General features: G+C 59.0%; 17 protein-coding genes. 9 read left to right on the top strand and 8 right to left on the bottom strand.

Annotated elements, in window-relative coordinates; all coding sequences use genetic code 11:
• Nucleotides 1-24: 24 nt before the first annotated feature.
• Nucleotides 25-339 (bottom strand): 50S ribosomal protein L21, encoded by a 315-nt coding sequence (gene rplU, locus ACZZ0A_RS21315; RefSeq protein ID WP_003176051.1) that lies wholly within the window; start codon nt 337-339, stop codon nt 25-27.
• Nucleotides 340-578: 239 nt separating this feature from the next.
• Between rplU and ACZZ0A_RS21320 the strand changes: the two genes are divergently transcribed.
• The 3 genes from ACZZ0A_RS21320 to ACZZ0A_RS21330 all read left to right on the top strand — a co-directional run bounded on the left by ACZZ0A_RS21320 (nt 579) and on the right by ACZZ0A_RS21330 (nt 2,498).
• Nucleotides 579-1,547, top strand: a complete 969-nt coding sequence (locus ACZZ0A_RS21320) for a polyprenyl synthetase family protein (RefSeq protein WP_007909817.1) — start codon at nt 579-581, stop codon at nt 1,545-1,547.
• Between the two features lie 146 nt (nt 1,548-1,693).
• The gene (locus ACZZ0A_RS21325) at nt 1,694-2,035 is read left to right on the top strand and encodes a zinc ribbon domain-containing protein YjdM (RefSeq protein ID WP_007909815.1); all 342 of its coding nucleotides are present in this window, start codon (nt 1,694-1,696) and stop codon (nt 2,033-2,035) included.
• 205 nt (nt 2,036-2,240) lie between these two features.
• Complete coding sequence (locus tag ACZZ0A_RS21330) at nt 2,241-2,498, top strand: PA4570 family protein (protein ID WP_007909813.1); 258 nt, start codon at nt 2,241-2,243, stop codon at nt 2,496-2,498.
• Between the two features lie 146 nt (nt 2,499-2,644).
• Here ACZZ0A_RS21330 and ACZZ0A_RS21335 read toward each other — a convergent pair whose 3' ends face one another.
• The 3 genes from ACZZ0A_RS21335 to ACZZ0A_RS21345 all read right to left on the bottom strand — a co-directional run bounded on the left by ACZZ0A_RS21335 (nt 2,645) and on the right by ACZZ0A_RS21345 (nt 4,314).
• Nucleotides 2,645-3,262, bottom strand: a complete 618-nt coding sequence (locus tag ACZZ0A_RS21335; RefSeq protein WP_034153844.1) for an FKBP-type peptidyl-prolyl cis-trans isomerase — start codon at nt 3,260-3,262, stop codon at nt 2,645-2,647.
• 122 nt (nt 3,263-3,384) lie between these two features.
• Complete coding sequence (locus ACZZ0A_RS21340) at nt 3,385-3,690, bottom strand: DUF6482 family protein (protein WP_007909802.1); 306 nt, start codon at nt 3,688-3,690, stop codon at nt 3,385-3,387.
• A gap of 135 nt (nt 3,691-3,825) precedes the next feature.
• The gene (locus ACZZ0A_RS21345; protein WP_007909801.1) at nt 3,826-4,314 is read right to left on the bottom strand and encodes a TIGR00645 family protein; all 489 of its coding nucleotides are present in this window, start codon (nt 4,312-4,314) and stop codon (nt 3,826-3,828) included.
• 159 nt (nt 4,315-4,473) lie between these two features.
• Between ACZZ0A_RS21345 and ACZZ0A_RS21350 the strand changes: the two genes are divergently transcribed.
• The gene (locus ACZZ0A_RS21350; RefSeq protein ID WP_007909800.1) at nt 4,474-6,303 is read left to right on the top strand and encodes a hypothetical protein; all 1,830 of its coding nucleotides are present in this window, start codon (nt 4,474-4,476) and stop codon (nt 6,301-6,303) included.
• 36 nt (nt 6,304-6,339) lie between these two features.
• On the opposite strand, the gene ACZZ0A_RS21355 is transcribed toward ACZZ0A_RS21350, so the two are convergent.
• Together ACZZ0A_RS21355 and ACZZ0A_RS21360 are read right to left on the bottom strand one after the other, a co-directional pair.
• Nucleotides 6,340-6,654, bottom strand: coding sequence for a PA4575 family protein (locus tag ACZZ0A_RS21355; protein WP_007909799.1), 315 nt, complete (start codon nt 6,652-6,654; stop codon nt 6,340-6,342).
• Nucleotides 6,655-6,963: 309 nt separating this feature from the next.
• The gene (locus tag ACZZ0A_RS21360; protein ID WP_007909798.1) at nt 6,964-9,402 is read right to left on the bottom strand and encodes a Lon protease family protein; all 2,439 of its coding nucleotides are present in this window, start codon (nt 9,400-9,402) and stop codon (nt 6,964-6,966) included.
• 301 nt (nt 9,403-9,703) lie between these two features.
• Here ACZZ0A_RS21360 and ACZZ0A_RS21365 point away from each other — a divergent pair, with 301 nt between their 5' ends.
• The 4 genes from ACZZ0A_RS21365 to ACZZ0A_RS21380 all read left to right on the top strand — a co-directional run bounded on the left by ACZZ0A_RS21365 (nt 9,704) and on the right by ACZZ0A_RS21380 (nt 13,273).
• Entirely contained in the window at nt 9,704-10,192 is a 489-nt protein-coding gene (locus ACZZ0A_RS21365; RefSeq protein WP_007909797.1) for a DUF3015 domain-containing protein, read from the top strand.
• A gap of 94 nt (nt 10,193-10,286) precedes the next feature.
• Nucleotides 10,287-12,140 carry an Lnb N-terminal periplasmic domain-containing protein gene (locus ACZZ0A_RS21370; protein WP_447787187.1) on the top strand — a complete coding sequence of 618 codons (1,854 nt, stop codon included), beginning with the start codon at nt 10,287-10,289 and terminating at the stop codon, nt 12,138-12,140.
• A 211-nt stretch (nt 12,141-12,351) separates the two neighbouring features.
• Nucleotides 12,352-12,708, top strand: coding sequence for a hypothetical protein (locus tag ACZZ0A_RS21375; RefSeq protein ID WP_016986195.1), 357 nt, complete (start codon nt 12,352-12,354; stop codon nt 12,706-12,708).
• A gap of 70 nt (nt 12,709-12,778) precedes the next feature.
• Nucleotides 12,779-13,273 (top strand): GreA/GreB family elongation factor, encoded by a 495-nt coding sequence (locus ACZZ0A_RS21380; RefSeq protein WP_123375906.1) that lies wholly within the window; start codon nt 12,779-12,781, stop codon nt 13,271-13,273.
• Here ACZZ0A_RS21380 and gdhA read toward each other — a convergent pair.
• The gene (gdhA, locus tag ACZZ0A_RS21385) at nt 13,270-14,607 is read right to left on the bottom strand and encodes an NADP-specific glutamate dehydrogenase (protein WP_095114067.1); all 1,338 of its coding nucleotides are present in this window, start codon (nt 14,605-14,607) and stop codon (nt 13,270-13,272) included. The two genes, ACZZ0A_RS21380 and gdhA, sit on opposite strands and share 4 nt — an antisense overlap.
• A gap of 376 nt (nt 14,608-14,983) precedes the next feature.
• Complete coding sequence (gene ettA, locus ACZZ0A_RS21390; protein ID WP_007909789.1) at nt 14,984-16,648, bottom strand: energy-dependent translational throttle protein EttA; 1,665 nt, start codon at nt 16,646-16,648, stop codon at nt 14,984-14,986.
• A 285-nt stretch (nt 16,649-16,933) separates the two neighbouring features.
• Between ettA and morA the strand changes: the two genes are divergently transcribed.
• Nucleotides 16,934-20,782, top strand: coding sequence for a cyclic di-GMP receptor MorA (gene morA / locus ACZZ0A_RS21395; RefSeq protein ID WP_463543700.1), 3,849 nt, complete (start codon nt 16,934-16,936; stop codon nt 20,780-20,782).
• Nucleotides 20,783-21,018: the final 236 nt, after the last annotated feature.

The raw sequence follows: 21,018 nt of genomic DNA on the forward strand, positions 1-21,018 counted from the left end.
TCCTAGTGAGGAATTAGGCTGAAATTAAGCCTGAATACCGGTGATTTTGATCTCGGTGTACCACTGGCGGTGGCCCATACGCTTCATGTGGTGCTTACGGCGACGGAACTTGATGATGCGGACTTTATCGTGACGACCTTGGGAGATCACTTCAGCCACAACGGTAGCGCCAGCAACAACTGGAGCGCCGATATTCACGTCGTCGCCATTGGCAACCAACAGAACGCGATCAAAGGTAACGGATTCGCCGGTAGCGATTTCCAGTTTTTCGATCTTCAGGTATTCACCTGGGGCGACTTTGTACTGCTTGCCGCCAGTAACGATTACTGCATAAGACATGGTATTTCTCCGATAATCCTGCTCACCCAGCTCTTTATAAGAAGAGGTATTGGCTGGCATGGCTGCATTAGGCTGGAAGGCCCGTTGCAATTGCGTAAGGCAGGTGCTGCCCAGGAAGTTCAGGGTGCGCGATTGTACGCAAGGCGCGGCAGCCTTGCAAGTAGCCGTCCATCGCGCCTTGACAGGTCTGGACGGGGGTCCTAGCATGCCGCGCAACCCTTCTGGAGCGACTCTCGCTGATGCAACCCCAAGCTTTCTACCGCGCGGTGGCGGACGATTTTAGCGCCGTCGACGGCATCATCAAGAAGCAGCTGACTTCCCGAGTACCGCTGGTATCGAAAATCGGCGATTACATTACCTCGGCCGGCGGCAAACGTCTGCGTCCTTTATTAGTGTTGCTGTGTGGCAAGGCCCTGGGTCGCGAAGGCGACGACATGCGTCTGCTGGCCGCCACCATCGAATTCCTGCACACCGCCACTCTGCTGCATGACGACGTGGTCGACATGTCCGGCATGCGCCGTGGCCGTTCGACCGCCAACGCCATGTGGGGCAACGCCCCGAGCGTGCTGGTCGGCGACTTCCTGTATTCGCGCTCGTTCGAAATGATGGTCGAACTGGGCTCGATGCCGGTGATGAAGATCCTCTCCCAGGCCACGCGCATCATCGCCGAAGGCGAAGTGCTGCAACTGTCCAAGGTGCGCGACGCCAGCACCACCGAAGAAACCTACATGGAAGTCATCCGCGGCAAGACCGCGATGCTCTTCGAAGCCTCAACCCACAGTGCTGCCGCACTGGCCGGCGCTACCGCCGAACAGAGCGAAGCGCTGCGCACGTTTGGTGATCACCTCGGTGTGGCGTTCCAGTTGGTCGACGACCTGCTTGACTACAAGGGTGACGCCGAAACCTTGGGCAAGAACGTCGGTGACGATCTGGCCGAAGGCAAGCCGACCCTGCCGCTGATCTACACCATGCGCGAAGGCACGCCGGAACAGGCTGCACTGGTACGTCAGGCGATCCAGAAAGGCGGGATCGAAGACCTGGAAAGCATCCGTATTGCCGTAGAAGCTTCCGGTTCGCTGGAGTACACCGCGCAACTGGCCCGTGATTATGTAGCCCGTGCGATCAAGTGCCTTGAGGCGCTGCCAGCCAGTGAATATCGGGATGCACTGGTTGAACTGAGCGAGTTTGCGGTCGCCCGTACGCACTGATATCGCTGAAGCAAGGTCAAAAGATCGCAGCCTTCGGCAGCTCCTACAGGGGTTGTCGACGCTGCGATCTTTTGCTTTTGACTGCCTGAAAAGCTAAAACCCTATACAATGTGCGACTTTTAGCGATCCATACCCAAGGAGCCTTAGTGAGCACGTTGCCACCCTGCCCAAAATGCAATTCCGAATACACCTACGAAGACGGTAGCCAACTGGTGTGCCCGGAGTGCGCCCACGAGTGGTCCGCCAGCGGCGAAACCGAAGTGGCGTCCGATGATGCCGTGAAGAAAGATTCGGTCGGCAACGTCCTGCAGGACGGCGACACCATCACCGTGATCAAGGACCTCAAGGTCAAGGGCACCTCGCTGGTGGTCAAGGTCGGCACCAAGGTCAAGAACATCCGCCTGTGCGATGGCGACCACGACATCGACTGCAAGATCGACGGTATCGGCCCGATGAAGCTCAAATCCGAGTTCGTCAGAAAGGTCTGAATCTGTTGTCATCCATCCCGCGCCAGACGTGGGATGGAGCTTCGCCCTCCGCGCTCCGCCCCAATAAAATCACGCAATAGCCAAACGCCAGCCGTTTTGACCTTACGCAATCTTTACCCGGAAAATCTCAGAATCCGCCAATAGACGCTTGCTATTTAATGAATAAGAATTATTCTCATTGAACCCCTTCAAGGAGATGAGAACCATGACTTATTTGATCGACGCGTGGCTGGATCGCCCACACCCTTACCTCAGAATCCTCCATCGGGAAACCGGTGAAGTCTGCGCGGTGCTTGAAGAAGAGGCTCTGCATGAACTGCAGGATCAAGGGGATCTGGACGTCAGCAGCCTCAATTCCAGCGAGCCGCTGGTGCTCAAGGAACTGGTGCGCAATCTGTTCCTGTTCTGCTATGCCCGGGCCTTGCGCCCGACCAGTGAGCTGCAGCACAAGATAGAACTATGAAACGCGGAAAAAACTGTAGGAGTGAGCCTGCTCGCGAAATCGTTGTATCAGGCAACAGATTTGCTGACTGAAAGGACGCCATCGGCGGATCGCCGCCCGGAGCAGGCTCACTCCTACATTAGCCCGCCATCAAGGCAGGCCCGGTCTTACAGAACGTCCAGCAGCTCGACGTCGAATACCAGAACGCTGTGCGGCGGGATGCTGCCAACGCCTTGAGCGCCGTAAGCCAGTTCGCTCGGCACGTACAGACGCCATTTGCTGCCGGCATTCATCAGTTGCAGGGCTTCGGTCCAGCCGGCGATCACGCCGCCAACCGGGAATTCTGCAGGCTGGCCACGCTCGTAGGAGCTGTCGAACACAGTGCCGTCGATCAGTGTGCCGTGGTAGTGCGTACGTACTTGATCTTCACGGGTCGGCTTGGCGCCTTCGCCCTGAGTCAGCACTTCGAACTGCAGGCCGGAAGCCAGGGTGGTGATGCCTTCACGCTTGGCGTTTTCAGCCAGGAAGGCCAGGCCTTCGCCAGCAGCGGCTTCAGCTTTGGCAGCCGCTTCGGCTTGCATGATCTCGCGGATAACCTTGAAGCTGGCGGACATTTCTTCCTGGCCAACACGGCTTTCCTTACCGGCGAACGCGTCGGTCAGGCCAGCCAGGATCGCGTCCAGGCTCACGCCCGGTGGCGGGTTGTCGCGCAGCTGGTCACCCAGCTGACGGCCGATGCCGTAGCTGACGCGGGTTTCGTCGGTGGACAGATTTACTTCGGACATGACACTGCTCCGCTGTGCGGACGGCCACAAGACTTGCCGTGCGTGCACAGCGCGTCCCGGCGCGCCCGGAACCAAAAGGGCGAGCAGACTAGCACAGATGCTCAGGCGATGGCGCGCAAGGCCTACAGCGCCGAACCCCAGGCCAGTGGCACTTTCAGACTTTCCTCGCTGCTCGGGCCCAGGCCACACATTTCATCGTGTACCGAGGTGTGTACGAGATTGAACGGCAGCACCGGGAAGGCATGCAGCAAATCCCGCGCATGCTCCACCGAACGCAGTGTCAGCATGTTGCCTTTGAGATCACTTAACGGATATGCCGCACCATGCATCCGTGCTTCGAGCAGATAAATCCCGCCTTCCATGGAGATCAGGTTCAACTCATCGACCTTCTTGGCGATGGCATACGCATTCAACTCTTGCAGGTTCATGAACGCACCTCAGACAGTGGCGAATCAGGACCTCTACAGGGATATGCCCGCACGCATCAAAGCACAAGCCACAAATGACACCGCCCGTCTGTTTCGCAACAGACGGGCGGTGTTTTTGCAGCGATCAACGGTTGATCAGTGCTTGGTGACCTTGTCCAGGTAACCCATGGCGAACGCCGAGACGACGAAGGTCATGTGGATGATCACGTACCACATCAAGTGCTCGGGATCGACGTTCTTGGCATCCATGAAGATGCGCAGCAAGTGGATCGAGGAAATCGCCACGATCGAGGCCGCCACTTTCATCTTCAGCGACGAAGAGTCCATGGTGCCGAGCCAGCTGAGTTTTTCCTTGCCTTCATCAATGTTCAGTTCAGAGACGAAGTTCTCGTAGCCGGAAATCATCACCATCACCAGCAGGCCGCCAACCAGCGCCATGTCGATCAGCGACAGCAGCACCAGAATCAGTTCCGACTCGGCCATCGAGAACACGTTGGGCAGGATGTGAAAAACTTCCTGGAAAAATTTCAGTGCCAGCGCCAGCAGCCCGAGGGACAGCCCGATATAGATCGGCGCCAGCAGCCAGCGCGAGGCGTACATTGCATTTTCGATAAAGCGTTCCATTGAATCTCACACAGGGGGCTGGAAATGGCCGCGAGTATACCAGCCCCCCATGACAGCCAGAAACTGCCCGAAAATCCGCCACCTGCGCGTGTGGGTGTTTTTTTTCTGCTAGTGTCCAAACCATTGACAGCCCAGTGACTGTAGACAGGACGTGTGGAAATGGATGTGCGATTACCGATAATGACGGCCGGAATCTGCCTTGCTCTGTTGATCAGCGGTTGCTCGCCCGGCGACGAGAAACACGCCGCCAGCCTTGAAGAAAAAACCGCAAAGTTCGAACAGTCACTGGACGCCATCACCGATCCAAAACTCAAGGACGCCATCACTGAACTCGGCGGCTCGCTGCTGCTGCTCGAACGGGCGCAGATCAAACTCGACGACAACCCACCGCACACCGAATACGGTGAAGACGCCCTCGCCGTGCTCAAGCACTACCCTGCCCCGCAGACGCTGGTCGACACGTTTATCAATGGCTTGTTCGTGCTGCACAAGGACGCCAGTTCCGATTACCTCACCGATCTGCAACCGGTGTTCCCGTTCAACCTGAACATTCCCGGCGGTTTCCTGTTCCCCCATGGCGTGGAATGGCAGTCAGTGACCTTGAGCAACAAACGTGTGATCGCCTATCAGCCGGAATGGTCAGAAACCGATCCTGGCATTCAGCTCAGCCCTTCCAGCTCCAACGTCACCAACCCCGATGACCTGACCGTGACCTATCCGTTCATTGATGGGCTGAACGTGGACAAGAAGTCCCTGCCGCAACCGGTCAGCCTGCAAGGCCAGATCGAAGTCATCGCCCCGCGCCGCCTGTACAGCTTCGACCTGACACAACAGGACGTCGGCCAGACCCGCAGCAATGACAACCTCAGCGTCAAACTGCTGAAACTTGCAAACAACTACGCCGAAGTCGAATTCAGCAACAACCTGCCACTGGCTGCGGAAGTCGCAGAGGCGCAGCTCAATCCGCTGATCGTCCAGGCCCGCGATAAAACCGGGCAATATCTGGTACGCGCCGGTTCGATCAACGAGAGTCCGGAGCAAGTAGCCTTCTACGAAAAACAACTGACGTACCTGCAACAGCAGAAAGCCTGGAGCGCTACGCTGGAAAAGCAGCTGACCCAGGAACAACAGGATTTCGAGCAGAAACACCCGCGTCGCTACAACAAGGTCTATTTCAATGGCCCGATCGAAACGCTGGAAGTCAGCGTGCTGGATTTTTCTTCGGCGACCGTGACCCGCAAATCGCTGGATCTGCCGATTCGTACGTTCAATCAGCACACCACGGAGAAAACCATCCAGCCGCTGGATCCCTCGGTGACGGTGTACGACGATCTGGCGGTTAACTGGCTCAAGGGCGCGAGCCTGACCGAAGAGCAATTGAAGGCTGGCATCCGCGTCCATCAGTCCGTGGAAGAACCGAGCGCAGCGCGCATCGAGTTTTCCCATCGCCGTACGTTCAACGATGAGTTGCTGGGCGATGACTTCAGTCCGGGCGTCAGTCCGGTCACGTTCTTTACCGAAAAGCGCAGTGGCAAGCTCGATGAACCGATCGAACTGCCGCCCGAGGCCTATCAAGTCGATCCGCTGCGCGCGACGATCACCTACGACCTGAACCTGTTCCCGGAAACCCCGGCGATTGCGGTAGGCTCAATGCCGCTGTTTCTCGCCACGGTGGCCAAACAGGCATACGACGCCAAATCCTTGCCCAAAGGCCTGGAGATCAAGAACAACCAATTGGTGGTGGATCTGAAACTGTTCCCGCCCAACGAGTGGCGTTTCTTCGTCAAAGACGACAGTGGCAACTACCTCAAGCAGATTCTCTCGGTCAGCCACGATGCAAGCGCAGAAGGCCCGGCGTTGTTTGGCGTGCATTATTTCTATGGCCGCCCGACCCACGTCGAAGCCTATCAGCGAACCGACCTCGCCACCGTGCAATACGGTTTTGAGGTCAAGCTCGACAAGGCGCCGATGCCTGAGACTGCGCCTTGAAGGGCAAGATCAAAAGATCGCAGCCTGCGGCAGCTCCTACAGGGCGCGGCCGCGACCACCGTTGATCTGCCGCAACTGCGCTTGCAGGTGCAGGCTCCAGATCTGCGGATCGTCAGCCAGTTCGTAGCCATGCAAGGTCAGACTTTCGACAATGGTGTCGAGTATCGATTCGGCGGCGACCGGCCCATGAAACGGGCCCTGGGCTTTGATGGCAGAAGGTTGTTCGCCGGCCATGCCGGCCGCGAAGAGCAGCGTCCACATACCGTTATCGCCGGCCAACGGCTTGATGGCGCATTCGATACGGGTCACAAGACCCAGGCATTGACGGGTGAGACAGAGGTTGCGCGACATGGCGGCGACCCTCGGTGAAGCCGGTATTCAGCCCCCACGGGAGGACTGGCTCGATCCAGTGATACTGTCGATATCCTTGAGCTGAGAATAGAAGAAAAGTCCGCTGCGCAAGCCGAATGAAACCAGAAGGCGCCGAATGGTCATTGTGTGAATATTGGCGCCAGAGTAGTGGCGATTTCCCGAAGATCCCCACAAAAAAAAATGTAGGAGTGAGCCTGCTCGCGATAGCGGTGAACCAGTCGACTTATTCGCCGACTGACACTCCGCTATCGCGAGCAGGCTCACTCCTACAGTTTGACCGCGCCAGGCTTAAGCCGGCTTGGCTTCGGCCAAGGCCTCTTGCGCCAGTTCCTTCTCGGCTTCCTTGAGGTCTTCTTCGCTGATCATTTCAGCGATGTCGCGCAAGCGCTCCACCACCCGCGCGTTGATGCTGCCTTCCGGGAATTCGCCATCGGCATTCGGCTCACCGGCCGGTTCACCGACCAGCAGGCTCAACGCCTCGTCGGCCTGACGCACCGCGTACACGTGGAACTGCCCGGCACGCACTGCCGCCAGGACTTTCTCATCGAGCATTAGCGTAGCGACGTTGGCCTGCGGAATGATCGCGCCCTGCTCGCCCGTCAGCCCGCGTGCTTCGCAGAGACGGAAGAAGCCTTCGATCTTCTCGTTGACCCCGCCCACCGCCTGCACTTCGCCAAACTGATTGATCGAACCGGTGATCGCAAAGCACTGCTTCAACGGGGTTTTCGACAGCGCCGAAATCAGCGTGCACGCCTCACCCAGCGACGCACTGTCGCCATCGACGTAACCGTACGACTGCTCCAGCGCGATGCTCGCGGAAATAGCCAGCGGGAATTCCTGAGCGTAACGGCTGCCCAGATACCCGGTGAGAATCATCACGCCTTTGGAGTGAATCGGCTGCCCAAGGTTGACTTCACGCTCGATGTCGACGATGCCGCTGCCGCCCGGATACACCGTGGCGGAAATCCGCGCCGGCACACCGAATGCCGAATCACCGACTTCGAGTACGGTCAGGCCATTGCATTTGCCGACCGCCGCACCATCAGTGTCGATCAGGATGATCCCGGCGAGCATGTCGTCGAGAATCCGCGCCGACACGCGACCGGTGCGTGTGGCCTTGGCTTTCAACGCACGTTCGATATGCCCGGCATCGGTCATCTCATCGCCGGCCAGATGACGGATGAAATCCGCTTCGCTGACCAGTTGGAACAGATCACCGATACGTGCCGACAAACGCCCCTGGTGCTCGGCCAAACGAGCGCTGTACGTCGCCAGACGTGCCACCGCATCGGCGGTCAACGGTGCCATGCCTTCTTCCGACGTGCGGGTTTTCAACAGCTGGGCAAATTGTTCCAGGCTCTCGTCGACCATCGGGATGTCTTCGTCGAAATCCACGAGGACGCGGAACATCTCCTGGAAGTCCGGATCAAGGTCCTGCAGCGTGTAATACAGCGACCGCGCACCGATGATGATGACTTTGACCTGCAACGGAATGTGCTGCGGGTTGAGCGTGACCGTGGCGAAACGGCCCATCTCGCCCAGCGGCGATTCCATTTTCAGCTTGCGCGATTGCAGGGCGCGTTTCAGCGCGTCCCACACGAACGGCTCGCTGAGCATTTTTTCCGCTTCAAGAATCAGGAAACCACCGTTGGCGCGGTGCAAGGCACCGGGACGCAACTGCCGATAGGTGGTGTAAAGCGCGCCCTGATCGGTGGTGTATTCGATGCGACCGAAGAGGTTTTCGTAAGTCGGGTGCGGCTCGAACACCACCGGCGCACCGCCGCTCACCGGATGGCCGACCACCAGGCTCGGCGCGTATTGCTCTTCCAGCAGCTTGCGCGCGACGGCGTCGGTCTTGCTGTCATCGACCAATTGCTCGACCACGGTTTTCAGCAAGTAGACCTGCATGGCTTGCAGGTAACCGCAGACCGCGGCGTTCTCGGCGTACTTCTCCGACAGCGGCGACAGCAATGGCTGCAGCGCCAAGGTGATGGTTTCTTCGTTGAGCGAACGCAGTTGATTGTTCGACTCGCGCTTCCACTGCGGCAGGCTGGCGAGTTCTTCGTTCAGGCGCTCTTCGAGGCCGGAAATGTCTTCGTGAAAACGCTCGCGATCAGCCTCTGGCAACTGAGCGAATTCCGCTTCGTCCAGAGCCTTGCCGTCGAGCATCGGCGTGAAGGCAACGTTGCTGCTGTCGCGGTACAGGGCGACGTCTTTTTCCAGGGCCAGACGCTCGATGATGTCGAGGGCCTTGTCATAGCGCTGGTTGAAAGCGCGGTCGATGGCGCTTTTCTTTTGCTGGTAGGACGGGTGCTCGAACACCGCTGGAAACGTTGCCAGCAGGTTGTCGATCAAGCCGTTGATGTCACCGATAAAGACGCCGGCAGTGCCCGAAGGCAATTCCAGTGCACGTGGTTCGCGCGGCTCGTCGAAATTATTCACGTAGACCCAGTCGGCCGGGGTCTGCAGGCGCTTGCCTTCGGCCTTCAGGTAGCGTTTGACGAACGAGAAGCGGCCGGTGCCGGGCTCGCCCATCACGAATACGTTGTAACCGGGGCGTGGCATGGCCACACCGAACTGCAAGGCTTCGACCGCGCGTTCCTGGCCGAGCACACCGCGAAAGGGCTCCAGATCATTGGTGGTAGTGAAGCTGAACTGTTCAGCGGAAAACGGACGGGTCAGCGCTTCGGGCGCGAGACGCAAGCTGGCAGCAACAGGATCAGGCATCGGGCTTCCTTAACAATCAGGCGGGGCAGATAGCGGCATTCTGGCGCTGCCCGTGCCCCACTGGCAAGGCGCGCCACACCACAAAGCATAGACAACCGGCCAAGCCGGCGGCCCGCCCCCTGAAACCGGGGTTTATTCCAAATATTTTGCAAAAAACCACGGAACCCCTGGAACGTGCCTAAACTCCAAACTGCGCGGCTGGAACTAATACCGGCCCACTGGCTTCGTTTGGGTCTGTCTCGTACAGAGCTTGGGGGGCCAGAACCCTGTCCATTGGTATGCACACAAAGAGAAAAAAGCTATGAAACGGATTCTTCTCGGTACTCTCTTCACCGCTGTATCCATCAACGCAATGGCGCAAGCTCCAGGCGGCCCGGATTGCGGTTGGGGCAACATGCTGTTCGAAGGTCAGCGTGGCACCCCTGCTCACTTCCTCGCTTCCACCACCAACGGCACTTCCGGTAACGCCACCTTCGGGATGACGTCCGGCACCAACGGTTGCTCGACCAACGCATCGCTGACCTACGGCGGCAAATCCTGGTTTGCCATGAATGGCATGATGAACGAGCTGTCCGAAGACATGGCCAAAGGCAACGGCGAAGCGCTGACGACTTATGCCGTGGTACTGGGCGTGGCGCCGGAAGATCGCGCGCACTTCGCAGCTGTGACTCACGAGCACTTCCAGCAGATCTTCAGCAAGGCTGACGTGACCGCTGAAGACGTGCATACCAACACCCTGGCCGTACTGAAATCGGATCCTCGTCTGGCCAAGTACGCAACTCAGGCTTAAGCTCGACCTCGCCCGCTTCCTTCGGGAAGCGGGTTTTATTTTTTCGGCCCGCCCTCCTTGGGTCTTTATTTCTTTCCTGTTCAAGTTGCCGACTATGCTCAAACGCCTTGCCTGGCTGGCGCTCTGTGTCTGCGCCCCGCTGTCCGCCGCGCCAACCATCGACCCTCAACGTTTGCAGCAACTGGCCAACGACCGCTTCTGGATTTCCCTCGGTCACTACGAAACCGCCAAGCTTGGCGGCTGGCGCAGCTATGTCAGCGACAAGAAGTTTTTTCTGGCGCCCGATGGCAACGAACATCCCGATCATGAACTGGCGGCCACCGTGCAAGCGCTGTACGCCCCGGCCAGTCTCGGCGAGCAACATGCGCAATGCGTTTATCCGGCGCGCACCCGCTGGCTGAAAGCGCAGCTCAATCTCGGGGATCTACCGACACCGGCATGCGCTGAATACAAGAAGTGGTTCAAGGATGTCTCGCCGCACAGCGCGGTGATGATCTTCCCGGCGGCCTATCTGAATAGCCCGTCATCGATGTTCGGCCACACCCTGCTGCGTATCGATCAGGCTGACGTGCAGGCCGACAAGACGTCGCTGCTCAGTTATGCGATCAACTTTGGCGCCTACATCGAAGGCTCGGACAACAGCATTCTCTACGCTTGGAAAGGTTTGATGGGCGGTTATCCGGGATTGTTCGCCCTGGTGCCGTATCAGGAAAAACTCTCGGAATACCGCAGCCTGGAAAACCGCGATCTGTGGGAATACCGGCTCAATCTGACGCAAGAAGAAACCGCACGCATGGTCGAGCATGTGTGGGAGTTGAAGCAGATCCAGTTCGACTACTTCTTCTTCGACGAAAACTGCTCGTATCGCCTGCTGGAGTTGCTGCAAGTCGCCCGGCCGAGTCTGCGCCTGACCGAACAATTCCCGCTGACCGCCATTCCTACCGATACCGTTAAAGCGGTGAAAGAAGCCGGGCTGGTGGAAAGCATCGAATATCGTCCGTCCCGTGAGCGCGAATTGCTCAGCCGCGCCGAGCCATTGAACAGTGACGAACAGCAATGGGTGCTGAACGTCAGCGCCGATCAGCAGCAGTTGCAGGATCCGGCGTTCAAAGCCCTGCCACGCGACCGTCAGGCGTTGATCATCGACGCGGCGTATCGTCTGGAGCGCTACCGCGCCAACGGTCAGGAGCGTGATCCGCAACGGGCGCAACGCAGTTTCGAATTGCTGCGGGCGATCAACAAGAACCCGGCGCCTGAGTTGGACATTCCGCAGCCAGGCTTGCCGGAAGACGGCCACGAATCCCGCACCTGGCAGGCCGGTCTCGGCACCCGTGGTGATCGTGCATTCGGTGAGTACGGTTTGCGCATGGCTTATCACGATCTCAACGACAACGCCGAAAGCTTCCCGCTCGGCGCACAAATCGAGATCCTGCAGATGAAGTTGCGTCAGTACGAAGGCAATCACTGGCAGTTCCAGCAACTGGATCTGGCGACGATTCGTTCGCTGACGCCGCGTAATGAGCTGCTGCAACCGCTGTCGTGGCAGGTCACTGGTGGTCTGGAGCGCGTACCGGGCAAGCATGATGACGAGACGCTGGTCAGCCACGTCAACGGTGGTGGCGGTGGCACGTGGGCGCTGGGTGACGATGTGCTGGGTTTTGCCCTCGGCACCGTGCGCGTTGAACACAACAATGATTTCGCCGAGTTCGTGTCCCCGGCCGGCGGTTTCAATACCGGCGTGTTGTGGAAAAATCCGCTGGGCAATCTCAGCCTGGAGGCCAAGGGCGATTACTTCTTCAATGGCGAAGTGCGCCGCAGCCTGAGTTTGAATCAGCAGTGGGAGTTGTCGCGTAATCTTGGTTTGCGCCTGAGTGCGCAGCGTGAGTTCAGCCATCTCGCCACGCCGGAAACCGAAGTCATGCTTGAAGTGAAGTGGTATCACTACTGATCCCGAACACATCCCCCTGTAGGAGTGAGCCTGCTCGCGATAGCAATTCATAAGTCACTGGTGCGGTGACTGATACACCGCTATCGCGAGCAGGCTCACTCCTACAGGGGATTTGTGGTGCTCAACGAATTACTCACATGCCTTTCACCAACGCTCGACGAATCAGCTTCTAGACTTTCCCATAAGCCGAGAACCGGCGCGGGAGAGTGCGATGTGGCGGTGTGCGGGTTTGTTGGGTGTTGTGTTGTTGCTGGGCGGTTGCCAGACCACCCATGAAGATCTGATCGCCAAGGGTTATCCACCGGCCTTCGCCGACGGCTTCGATGACGGTTGCATCAGCGGTCGCCAGGCGGCCGGTTCGATCAGCGGCGAGTTTCGCAAGAACGTGCCGCGCTATCTTAAAGACAAGCAATACGCCGAAGGCTGGACCGACGGCTTCCGCCAGTGTCAGGCGATGCTGGAAAACAAGGGACGCGAAGAGTATCGCAACGAACACTGGGACGAACGAGAACGCGCCTGGCAGCAGCAGAAAGATCAGGACGCCGGACGGGCTTATCGCTCGCAATAGGTCGCTTCCAGACATCCAGTGAAACCAAATGCCTGCGAGCATGGCCCAAACCTCATACGAGGAGGACACCATGAGTCGCGCATTCGTCAACGAAGACAACGCCGCCGCACAAGCCGATCAGCCGGTTGAACGACAGGTCAGCGAGCAGCCCAATTACGTCACGCCGCAAGGGTTGGCGCAGTTGCAGGCCAAAGTCGCCGAGCTGCAAAGCCTGCATGCCGAACAATCAGCCAGAGGTGAGCAGGCCGACAAGCAACGGCTGGCGGATCTGCAACGTGATTTGCGTTATTTCAATCAGCGCCTGAGCAGCGCACAAGTCGCCGTAGCAGCAACGTCCAGAGACAAAGTGCAGATCGGCAGTTGGGTGACCTACGCCGATGAGCACGACACCGAACGCCGGGTGCAACTGGTCGGCGAAGATCAGGCCGATGCCAGCAAAGGCCTGATCAATTGGGGCTCACCCTTGGGCCGGGCGCTGCTCGGTGCCCGACTCAATGACGAGGTGCTGTGGCAGCGCCCCGCCGGCGATCAAATGATTGAAGTGATCCGCATCGAACCGGCTTAAACCACACCCTGCGCGAGCATTGCATCGGCGACTTTGACGAAGCCGGCGATGTTCGCGCCTTTGACGTAGTTGATCCGGCCGTTCTCTTCACCGTAATGCACGCAAGCGTGGTGGATCGACTGCATGATCGCGTGCAGCTTGCTGTCCACCTCACCTGCCGTCCACAGCAGGCGCATGGCGTTCTGCGACATCTCCAGACCGCTCACCGCGACACCGCCGGCGTTGGATGCTTTGCCCGGGGCGAACAGAATCCCGGCCTCGATAAAGATATCCACAGCCTCCAGTGTGGTCGGCATGTTCGCGCCTTCAGCCACGCACACGCAGCCATTGCGCAATAACGCGTGTGCGGCTTCAGCGTCGAGCTCATTCTGCGTAGCGCACGGCAGCGCGATGTCGCACGGCAGCGACCACGGCAACTGGCCGGCGCGGAATTCCAGACCGAACGCTGCCGCCAATTCACTGATGCGCCCGCGTTTAACGTTTTTCAGTTCCAGCAGCGCCAGCCACTGCTCTTCGCTCAACCCGGCTTCGCAATACAACGTGCCTTCGGAGTCGGACAGGGAAATCACCTTGCCGCCCAGATCCATCACTTTGCGCGCCGCGTATTGCGCAACGTTGCCGGAACCGGAGATCGCCACGCGCTTGCCTTCGACGGTCTGCTCGCGGCGCTTGAGCATTTCCTCCGCGAAGTACACGCAACCGAAACCGGTGGCTTCCGGACGAATCAGGCTGCCGCCGTAGGTCATGCCCTTGCCGGTCAGTACGCTGGTGAACTGGTTGCTCAGGCGTTTGTACTGGCCAAAGAGGAAGCCAATCTCGCGCGCACCGACACCGATATCACCGGCCGGCACGTCAACGTCGGCGCCAATATGGCGATACAACTCGCTCATGAACGCCTGACAGAAGCGCATGACTTCAGCGTCGCTCTTGCCCTTCGGATCAAAGTCGGAACCGCCCTTGCCGCCGCCCATCGGCAACGAGGTCAGGGAGTTCTTGAAGGTCTGCTCGAAGGCGAGGAATTTCAGCACGCCCAGGTTCACCGATGGGTGAAAGCGCAAGCCGCCCTTGTACGGGCCGATGGCGCTGTTCATCTGGATGCGGAAACCGCGATTGACTTGCACTTTGCCCTGATCGTCGACCCATGACACGCGGAACACCACGGCACGCTCCGGCTCGCAGATACGTTCCAGAATCCCCGAGTTCAGGTAATGCGGATTGGCTTCGAGGAACGGCCACAGACTGCGCAGGACTTCTTCGACGGCCTGGTGAAATTCGGGTTGATCCGGATCGCGTTTTTTCAGGCGGGCGAGGAAGGATTCAACGGATTCGATCATGGCAAAAGTCTCGGCAAATTTATTGTCGTTGGAGGAGATTGGGCCGGACTGTAACAAACGAAATGCGCACAGGAACAGAGCAAAATGTCGCAGTTATGAAATTAAATGGTGCACAGGATATAAATCCGGCTGGTTTTTGCCCAGTTTTGCACCTGAATGGTGAGATCAAATTCAAGTGATGCACCAACAGTTATACCGCCATCGCTGGCAAGCCAGCTCCCACATCGGACATCGGTGAAACACCTATCTCGAACACCCCACAAAACCCTGTGGGAGCTTGGCTTGCCAGCGATGAATCCAACTCGGTATCCCTGAAAAACCAGGCAAAAAAAAACGGAGCCCGAAGGCTCCGCTTTTTCATGCAACCAACCCGATATCAGGCCAGTTTCTTGTGACGTACGCGGTGCGGCTGGGCAGCCGCTTCGCCGAGGCGTTTCTTGCGATCGGCTTCGTACTCGGTGTAGTTACCTTCGAAGAAGATCGCTTGCGAGTCGTCTTCGTACGCCAGGATGTGTGTCGCCACACGGTCAAGGAACCACCGATCGTGAGAGATCACAATCGCAGCGCCCGGGAAGTCCAGCAGGGCTTCTTCCAGGGAACGCAGGGTTTCAACGTCGAGGTCGTTGGACGGTTCGTCGAGCAGCAGGACGTTGCCGCCCTCCTTCAGGGTCAGCGCCAGGTGCAGACGACCGCGCTCACCACCGGACAGGTCTTTGACGAACTTCTGCTGATCGCCGCCCTTGAAGTTGAAGCGACCGACATAAGTACGCGACGGAATCTCGTAGTTGCCGATGCGGATCTGGTCGGAACCGTCGGAGATTTGCTGGAACACAGTCTTGCTGCCGTCCAGGTCGTCACGGCTCTGATCGACGCAGGCCAGTTGCACGGTTTCGCCGACTTCGATGCTGCCCGAATCCGGTGTTTCCTTGCCCATCAGCATGCGGAACAGGGTCGACTTACCGGCACCGTTACCGCCGATCACGCCGACGATGGCGCCCTTCGGCATCGAGAACGACAGGTTGTCGATCAGCACGCGATCGCCGTAGCCCTTGGTGACGTTCTTGAATTCGATGACCTTGTCGCCCAGGCGCGGACCGGCCGGGATGTAGATCTCGTTGGTTTCGCTGCGCTTCTGGAATTCCTGCGATTGCATTTCCTCGAAGCGTTGCAGACGTGCCTTGGATTTCGACTGGCGGGCCTTGGCGCCTTTGCGCACCCACTCCAGTTCTTCCTTCATGGCTTTTTCGTGGGCCGACTGCTGCTTGGATTCCGCCGCCAGACGATCGGACTTGGCTTCGAGCCAACCAGAGTAGTTGCCTTCGTACGGGATGCCCGCGCCGCGGTCGAGTTCGAGAATCCAGCCGGCGACGTTGTCGAGGAAGTAACGGTCGTGCGTGATCGCTACCACGGTGCCCGGGAAGTCGTGCAGGAAGTGCTCCAGCCACGCCACGGAGTCAGCGTCCAAGTGGTTGGTCGGTTCGTCGAGCAGCAGCATGTCCGGGGCGGACAGCAGCAGACGGCACAGGGCCACACGACGCTTTTCACCACCGGACAGGTGTTCTACTTTTGCGTCCCAGGCCGGCAGACGCAGGGCGTCGGCAGCGACTTCCAGTTGACGCTCAAGGTTGTGCCCATCGCTGGCCTGCAGGATCGCTTCGAGTTTGGCTTGCTCGGCGGCGAGCTTGTCGAAGTCGGCATCCGGATCGGCGTAAGCGGCGTAGACCTCGTCCAGACGCGCTTGCGCATCCTTGATCACGCTGACTGCTTCCTCGACCACTTCACGCACGGTCTTGGTCGGGTCAAGTTGTGGCTCTTGTGGCAGATAACCGATGTTCAGGTCCGGCATCGGACGGGCTTCGCCCTCGAACTCGGTGTCGACGCCGGCCATGATTTTCAGCAGCGTGGACTTACCCGAACCGTTGAGGCCGAGTACGCCAATTTTGGCGCCGGGGAAGAACGACAGCGAAATATTTTTGAGAATTTCCCGCTTCGGCGGAACAACTTTGCCCAGCCGATGCATGGTGAAGACGTATTGAGCCATGGAGAACCTTGGGTCAGTGACAGATGAATGATTGCAGCGCAGGCGAAGCCCGGCCAGACCATGCGCGTCGTTCACTTGATGGTTATCAATGCGTGCGCGCTGAAAAAGTCTGAGTCTAGGAGCTGGAACGCTCCCGCGTAACCGGCAAAGCTACCTGAATGACCGGTGGCAGTCCAGCCGCGCGGGGCTGGCACTTCGCCACGACTCAAGGCATGCTAGCCGCCCTTTGGGCGTCCGGCTTATAGTGCACGTCGCGCCAGTCCAGCCAAATCGCAGGATCACAGCTTGTCCAATGTCACTCCGCCAGCTTCTGTGAGCAGCACCCCACCGGCGCCCGGCTCGTCCCTGCGCGGTACATTAAAGGGTGCGCTGGCGACGCTTGTGCTTTTGTTGCTCGCATTGCTGTTCTGGCAACTGCTCGATCAACTGCGCGAAACCCAGAAAAACCAGCGCCAGTACACCATCGATTACACCGCCGACCTCGCCTCGCAGGTCAGCCTGAACATGGCGCTGAACGCGCAAATCGCCCTCAACCTGCTACCGATCGTCGAACAACCGCAATCAGCCGACGAACAGCAGGCGTTGCTGCGCAAGCTCCAGCAATCGCTGCCCGATTTGCGCAGCCTGGCGTTGCTCAGCCCTTCCGGACGAATCATCAACGACAGCGCCGTCGACAGTCACGATGCCGACTACCTCACCGAACTGGTGCGCCGCAGCCGTGCCCAGGCACATTATTTCAGTAACGCCGACGACGGCTCGGTGGTGCATCTATTGCTGCATCAAGCCAGCGGCAGCACGCGCGGTTATTGGGCCTTGCGCCTGACCCCGACCTTTTTCGACTCGCTGACCAAACAGGGCGAAACCGGCATCCGCCCGTTGTGGCTGGTGGAAAACCGCATCAACCATCAGATCATCAGCCGCGATGAAGCGTTACCCTCGGCCAAGCCCGGCGTGCTGAGCCCGGACGACCTGGCCAACACCGTGCTGACCGTGCCACTGAGCAGCAGCGACTGGCAATTGCGTGGCCTGTTCGACCGCCAGCGCGTGCTCGAAGAACTGCTGCCGGCGTTCATCGGCAAATGCCTGCTGGGCCTGGCGTTCTCGATGTTGCCGGTGATCGCCCTGCTCAACATGCGCCGCCGCCAGCGTCAGCTGCATGAAGGTCGCCGACGCTATCAAGACATTTTCGAAGGCACCGGCGTGGCGCTGTGTGTGCTTGATCTGTCCGGCCTCAAGCAGGTGTTCGACAAGGCGCAGATCCAGACCAGCGACCAGCTCAAAGCCTGGCTCGACCAGCCGGCGCAACGTCAGCAACTGCTGCAGGAATTGCGCGTCACCGAGGTCAACCAGGTCGCGTTGCAACTGCTCAACGTCAACTCTTGCGAGCACGCCTGGCAACTGTTGATCGATGGCCACCCACACCGTCAGTGCGCCATCGGCAACCAAGTGCTCGACGCCGTCCTGCAGCAACAGAAGCAGCTGGAACTGGAAATCAAACTGCCGGACATCAATGGCCGCGACCAGCACCTGTGGATGGTCTTGCGCCTGCCGACCGAGCAGCACGACTACAAAGCGGTGATCCTCAGCATCAACGACATCACCAGCCGCAAGCTGATCGAACTGTCGCTGCTCGAACGCGAAGGCTTCTGGTCGGACGTGGTGCGCACCGTGCCGGATCATCTGTACGTGCAGGACGTGATCAGCCAGCGGATGATTTTCAGTAACCACCACCTCGGTCAAACCCTCGGCTACAACCGCACTGAACTGCATCAGATGGGCGAGTATTTCTGGGAAATCCTCCTGCACCCGGAAGACGCCGACTACTACCATCGCTCGCGGCAGATGCAGCGGCACGCCGGTTACAGTCAGTTGCTCCAGTGCCAATTGCGCTTCCGCCATCGCGACGGCAAATGGCGGCGTTTCGACATTCGCGAACAGGCGTTGGCTCGCGACAAACACGATCAGGTGACGCGAATCATCGGCGTGGCCAAGGACATCACCGAACAGATCGAAGCCAGCGAATCCCTGCGCGACAGCGAGCAGCGTTATCGCATGCTCGCCGAAAGCATCAGTGACGTGATTTTTTCCACCGACAGCAAGCTCTCGCTGAACTACGTCAGCCCGTCGGTGCAGGCCGTGCTGGGTTATGACGCCGAGTGGATTTTCCAGAACGGCTGGCAATCGACCATCGCCAACCCGCAGCAACTGAGCGGCATTTACACGCTGATGGATCGGGTCAGCAAGGCGCTGGACAAGCCCGAGCAATTGGCGGTGTTGCGCAATCAGGTGCAAACGCAATTGTTCCTGTTCGACTGCCTGCGCGCCGATGGCCGCAAGATCCCGATCGAGTTGCGTCTGGTGCTGGTGTGGGACGAGCACGGCGCGTTCGAAGGCGTGCTCGGTGTCGGTCGCGACATCAGTCAGCAGCGCCGCGCCGAAAAAGACCTGCGCATGGCCGCTACGGTTTTCGAGCATTCGACCTCGGCGATTCTGATCACCGACCCGGCCGGTTACATCGTGCAAGCCAACGAAGCCTTCAGCCGCGTCAGCGGTTACGCGGTGAGCGAAGTGCTTGATCAGTTGCCGAACATGCTTACCGTCGACGAACAACAGGACGCGCACCTGCGTTACGTGCTCAAACAACTGCATCAGCACAGCACCTGGGAAGGCGAAGTCTGGCTCAAGCGCCGTAACGGCGAGCACTACCCGGCGTGGGTCGGCATCACCGCGGTGCTCGACGACGAAGGCGATCTGGCCAGTTACGTGTGTTTCTTCAGCGACATCAGCGAGCGCAAGGCCAGCGAGCAGCGGATTCACCGCCTCGCCTACTACGACGCCCTGACCCATTTGCCGAACCGCACGCTGTTCCAGGATCGCCTGCACACCGCGCTGCAATCGGCCGAGCGGCAGAAGTCGTGGGTGGTGCTGATGTTCCTCGACCTCGACCGTTTCAAACCGATCAACGACTCCCTCGGCCACGCTGCCGGCGACCGCATGTTGAAAGACATGGCCACGCGCCTGCTGGCCTGCGTCGACGATGACGACACCGTGGCACGCATGGGCGGCGATGAATTCACGCTGCTGCTGCAACATCGCTCCAGTCGCGAAATGGCGTTGAACCGGGCGATTCATGTCGCCGAACAGATCCTCGGCAGCCTGGTGCGGCCGTTCGTGCTCGAAGGTCGCGAGTTCTTCGTCACCGCCAGTATCGGCATCGCCCTGAGTCCGCAGGACGGCAACGAACTCAGCCAGTTGATGAAGAACGCCGACACCGCGATGTACCACGCCAAGGAGCGCGGCAAGAACAACTTCCAGTTCTATCAGGCCGACATGAACGCCAGTGCGCTGGAGCGTCTGGAGCTGGAAAGCGACTTGCGCCACGCCCTGGAACAAAACGAATTCGTCCTGTATTACCAACCGCAATTCAGCGGCGACGGCAAGCGTCTGACCGGCGCCGAAGCGCTGTTGCGCTGGCGCCATCCACGTCGTGGACTGGTGCCGCCGGGGGATTTCATTCCGGTGCTCGAAGAGCTTGGTCTGGTGGTCGACGTTGGCGATTGGGTGATCAGCGAAGCGTGCCGTCAGTTGAAGACCTGGCACCAGAATCGTGTACGCGTGCCGAAGGTGTCGGTGAACATTTCCGCGCGGCAGTTCTCCGATGGCCAGCTCGGCACGCGGATCGCCACGATCCTGCGCGAAACCGGCCTGCCGCCGGCATGCCTGGAGCTGGAACTGACCGAAAGTATCCTGATGCGTGAAGTCAGCGAGGCCATGCAGATTCTTGCCGGGCTGAAAAACCTTGGCCTGAGCATCGCAGTCGATGACTTCGGCACCGGTTACTCATCGCTGAACTACCTCAAGCAATTCCCGATCGACGTGCTGAAAATCGACCGCACGTTTGTCGATGGCCTGCCGTCCGGTGAGCAGGACGCGCAGATTGCCCGGGCGATCATCGCCATGGCGCACAGTCTGAATCTGGCGGTGATCGCCGAGGGTGTGGAGACCCATGAGCAGTTGGACTTCCTGCGCGAACATGGTTGCGATGAGGTTCAGGGCTATCTGTTCGGGCGGCCGATGCCGGCGGGGCGGTTTGAGGCGCAGTTCAGCAATGACGCGCTGTTCATGTTCGACTGAACATCGGCGGCGCGACCGAAAAGATCGCAGCCTTCGGCAGCTCCTACAAGGATTGATGTCGGTCACAGTATTCGGGATCAGCTCGGATTACTGTAGGAGCTGCCGAAGGCTGCGATCTTTTGAGGCCAGCACAATCACCATCTATCTGCGCATGAACGCCACTTGTCTGCGACATGATGTCGTTTCATATGCCATCCAAAACCCATTGGGTTAGAATGCCCCCCTTTTCTGCCCCC

This window comes from Pseudomonas sp. AC242, from assembly GCF_979258655.1.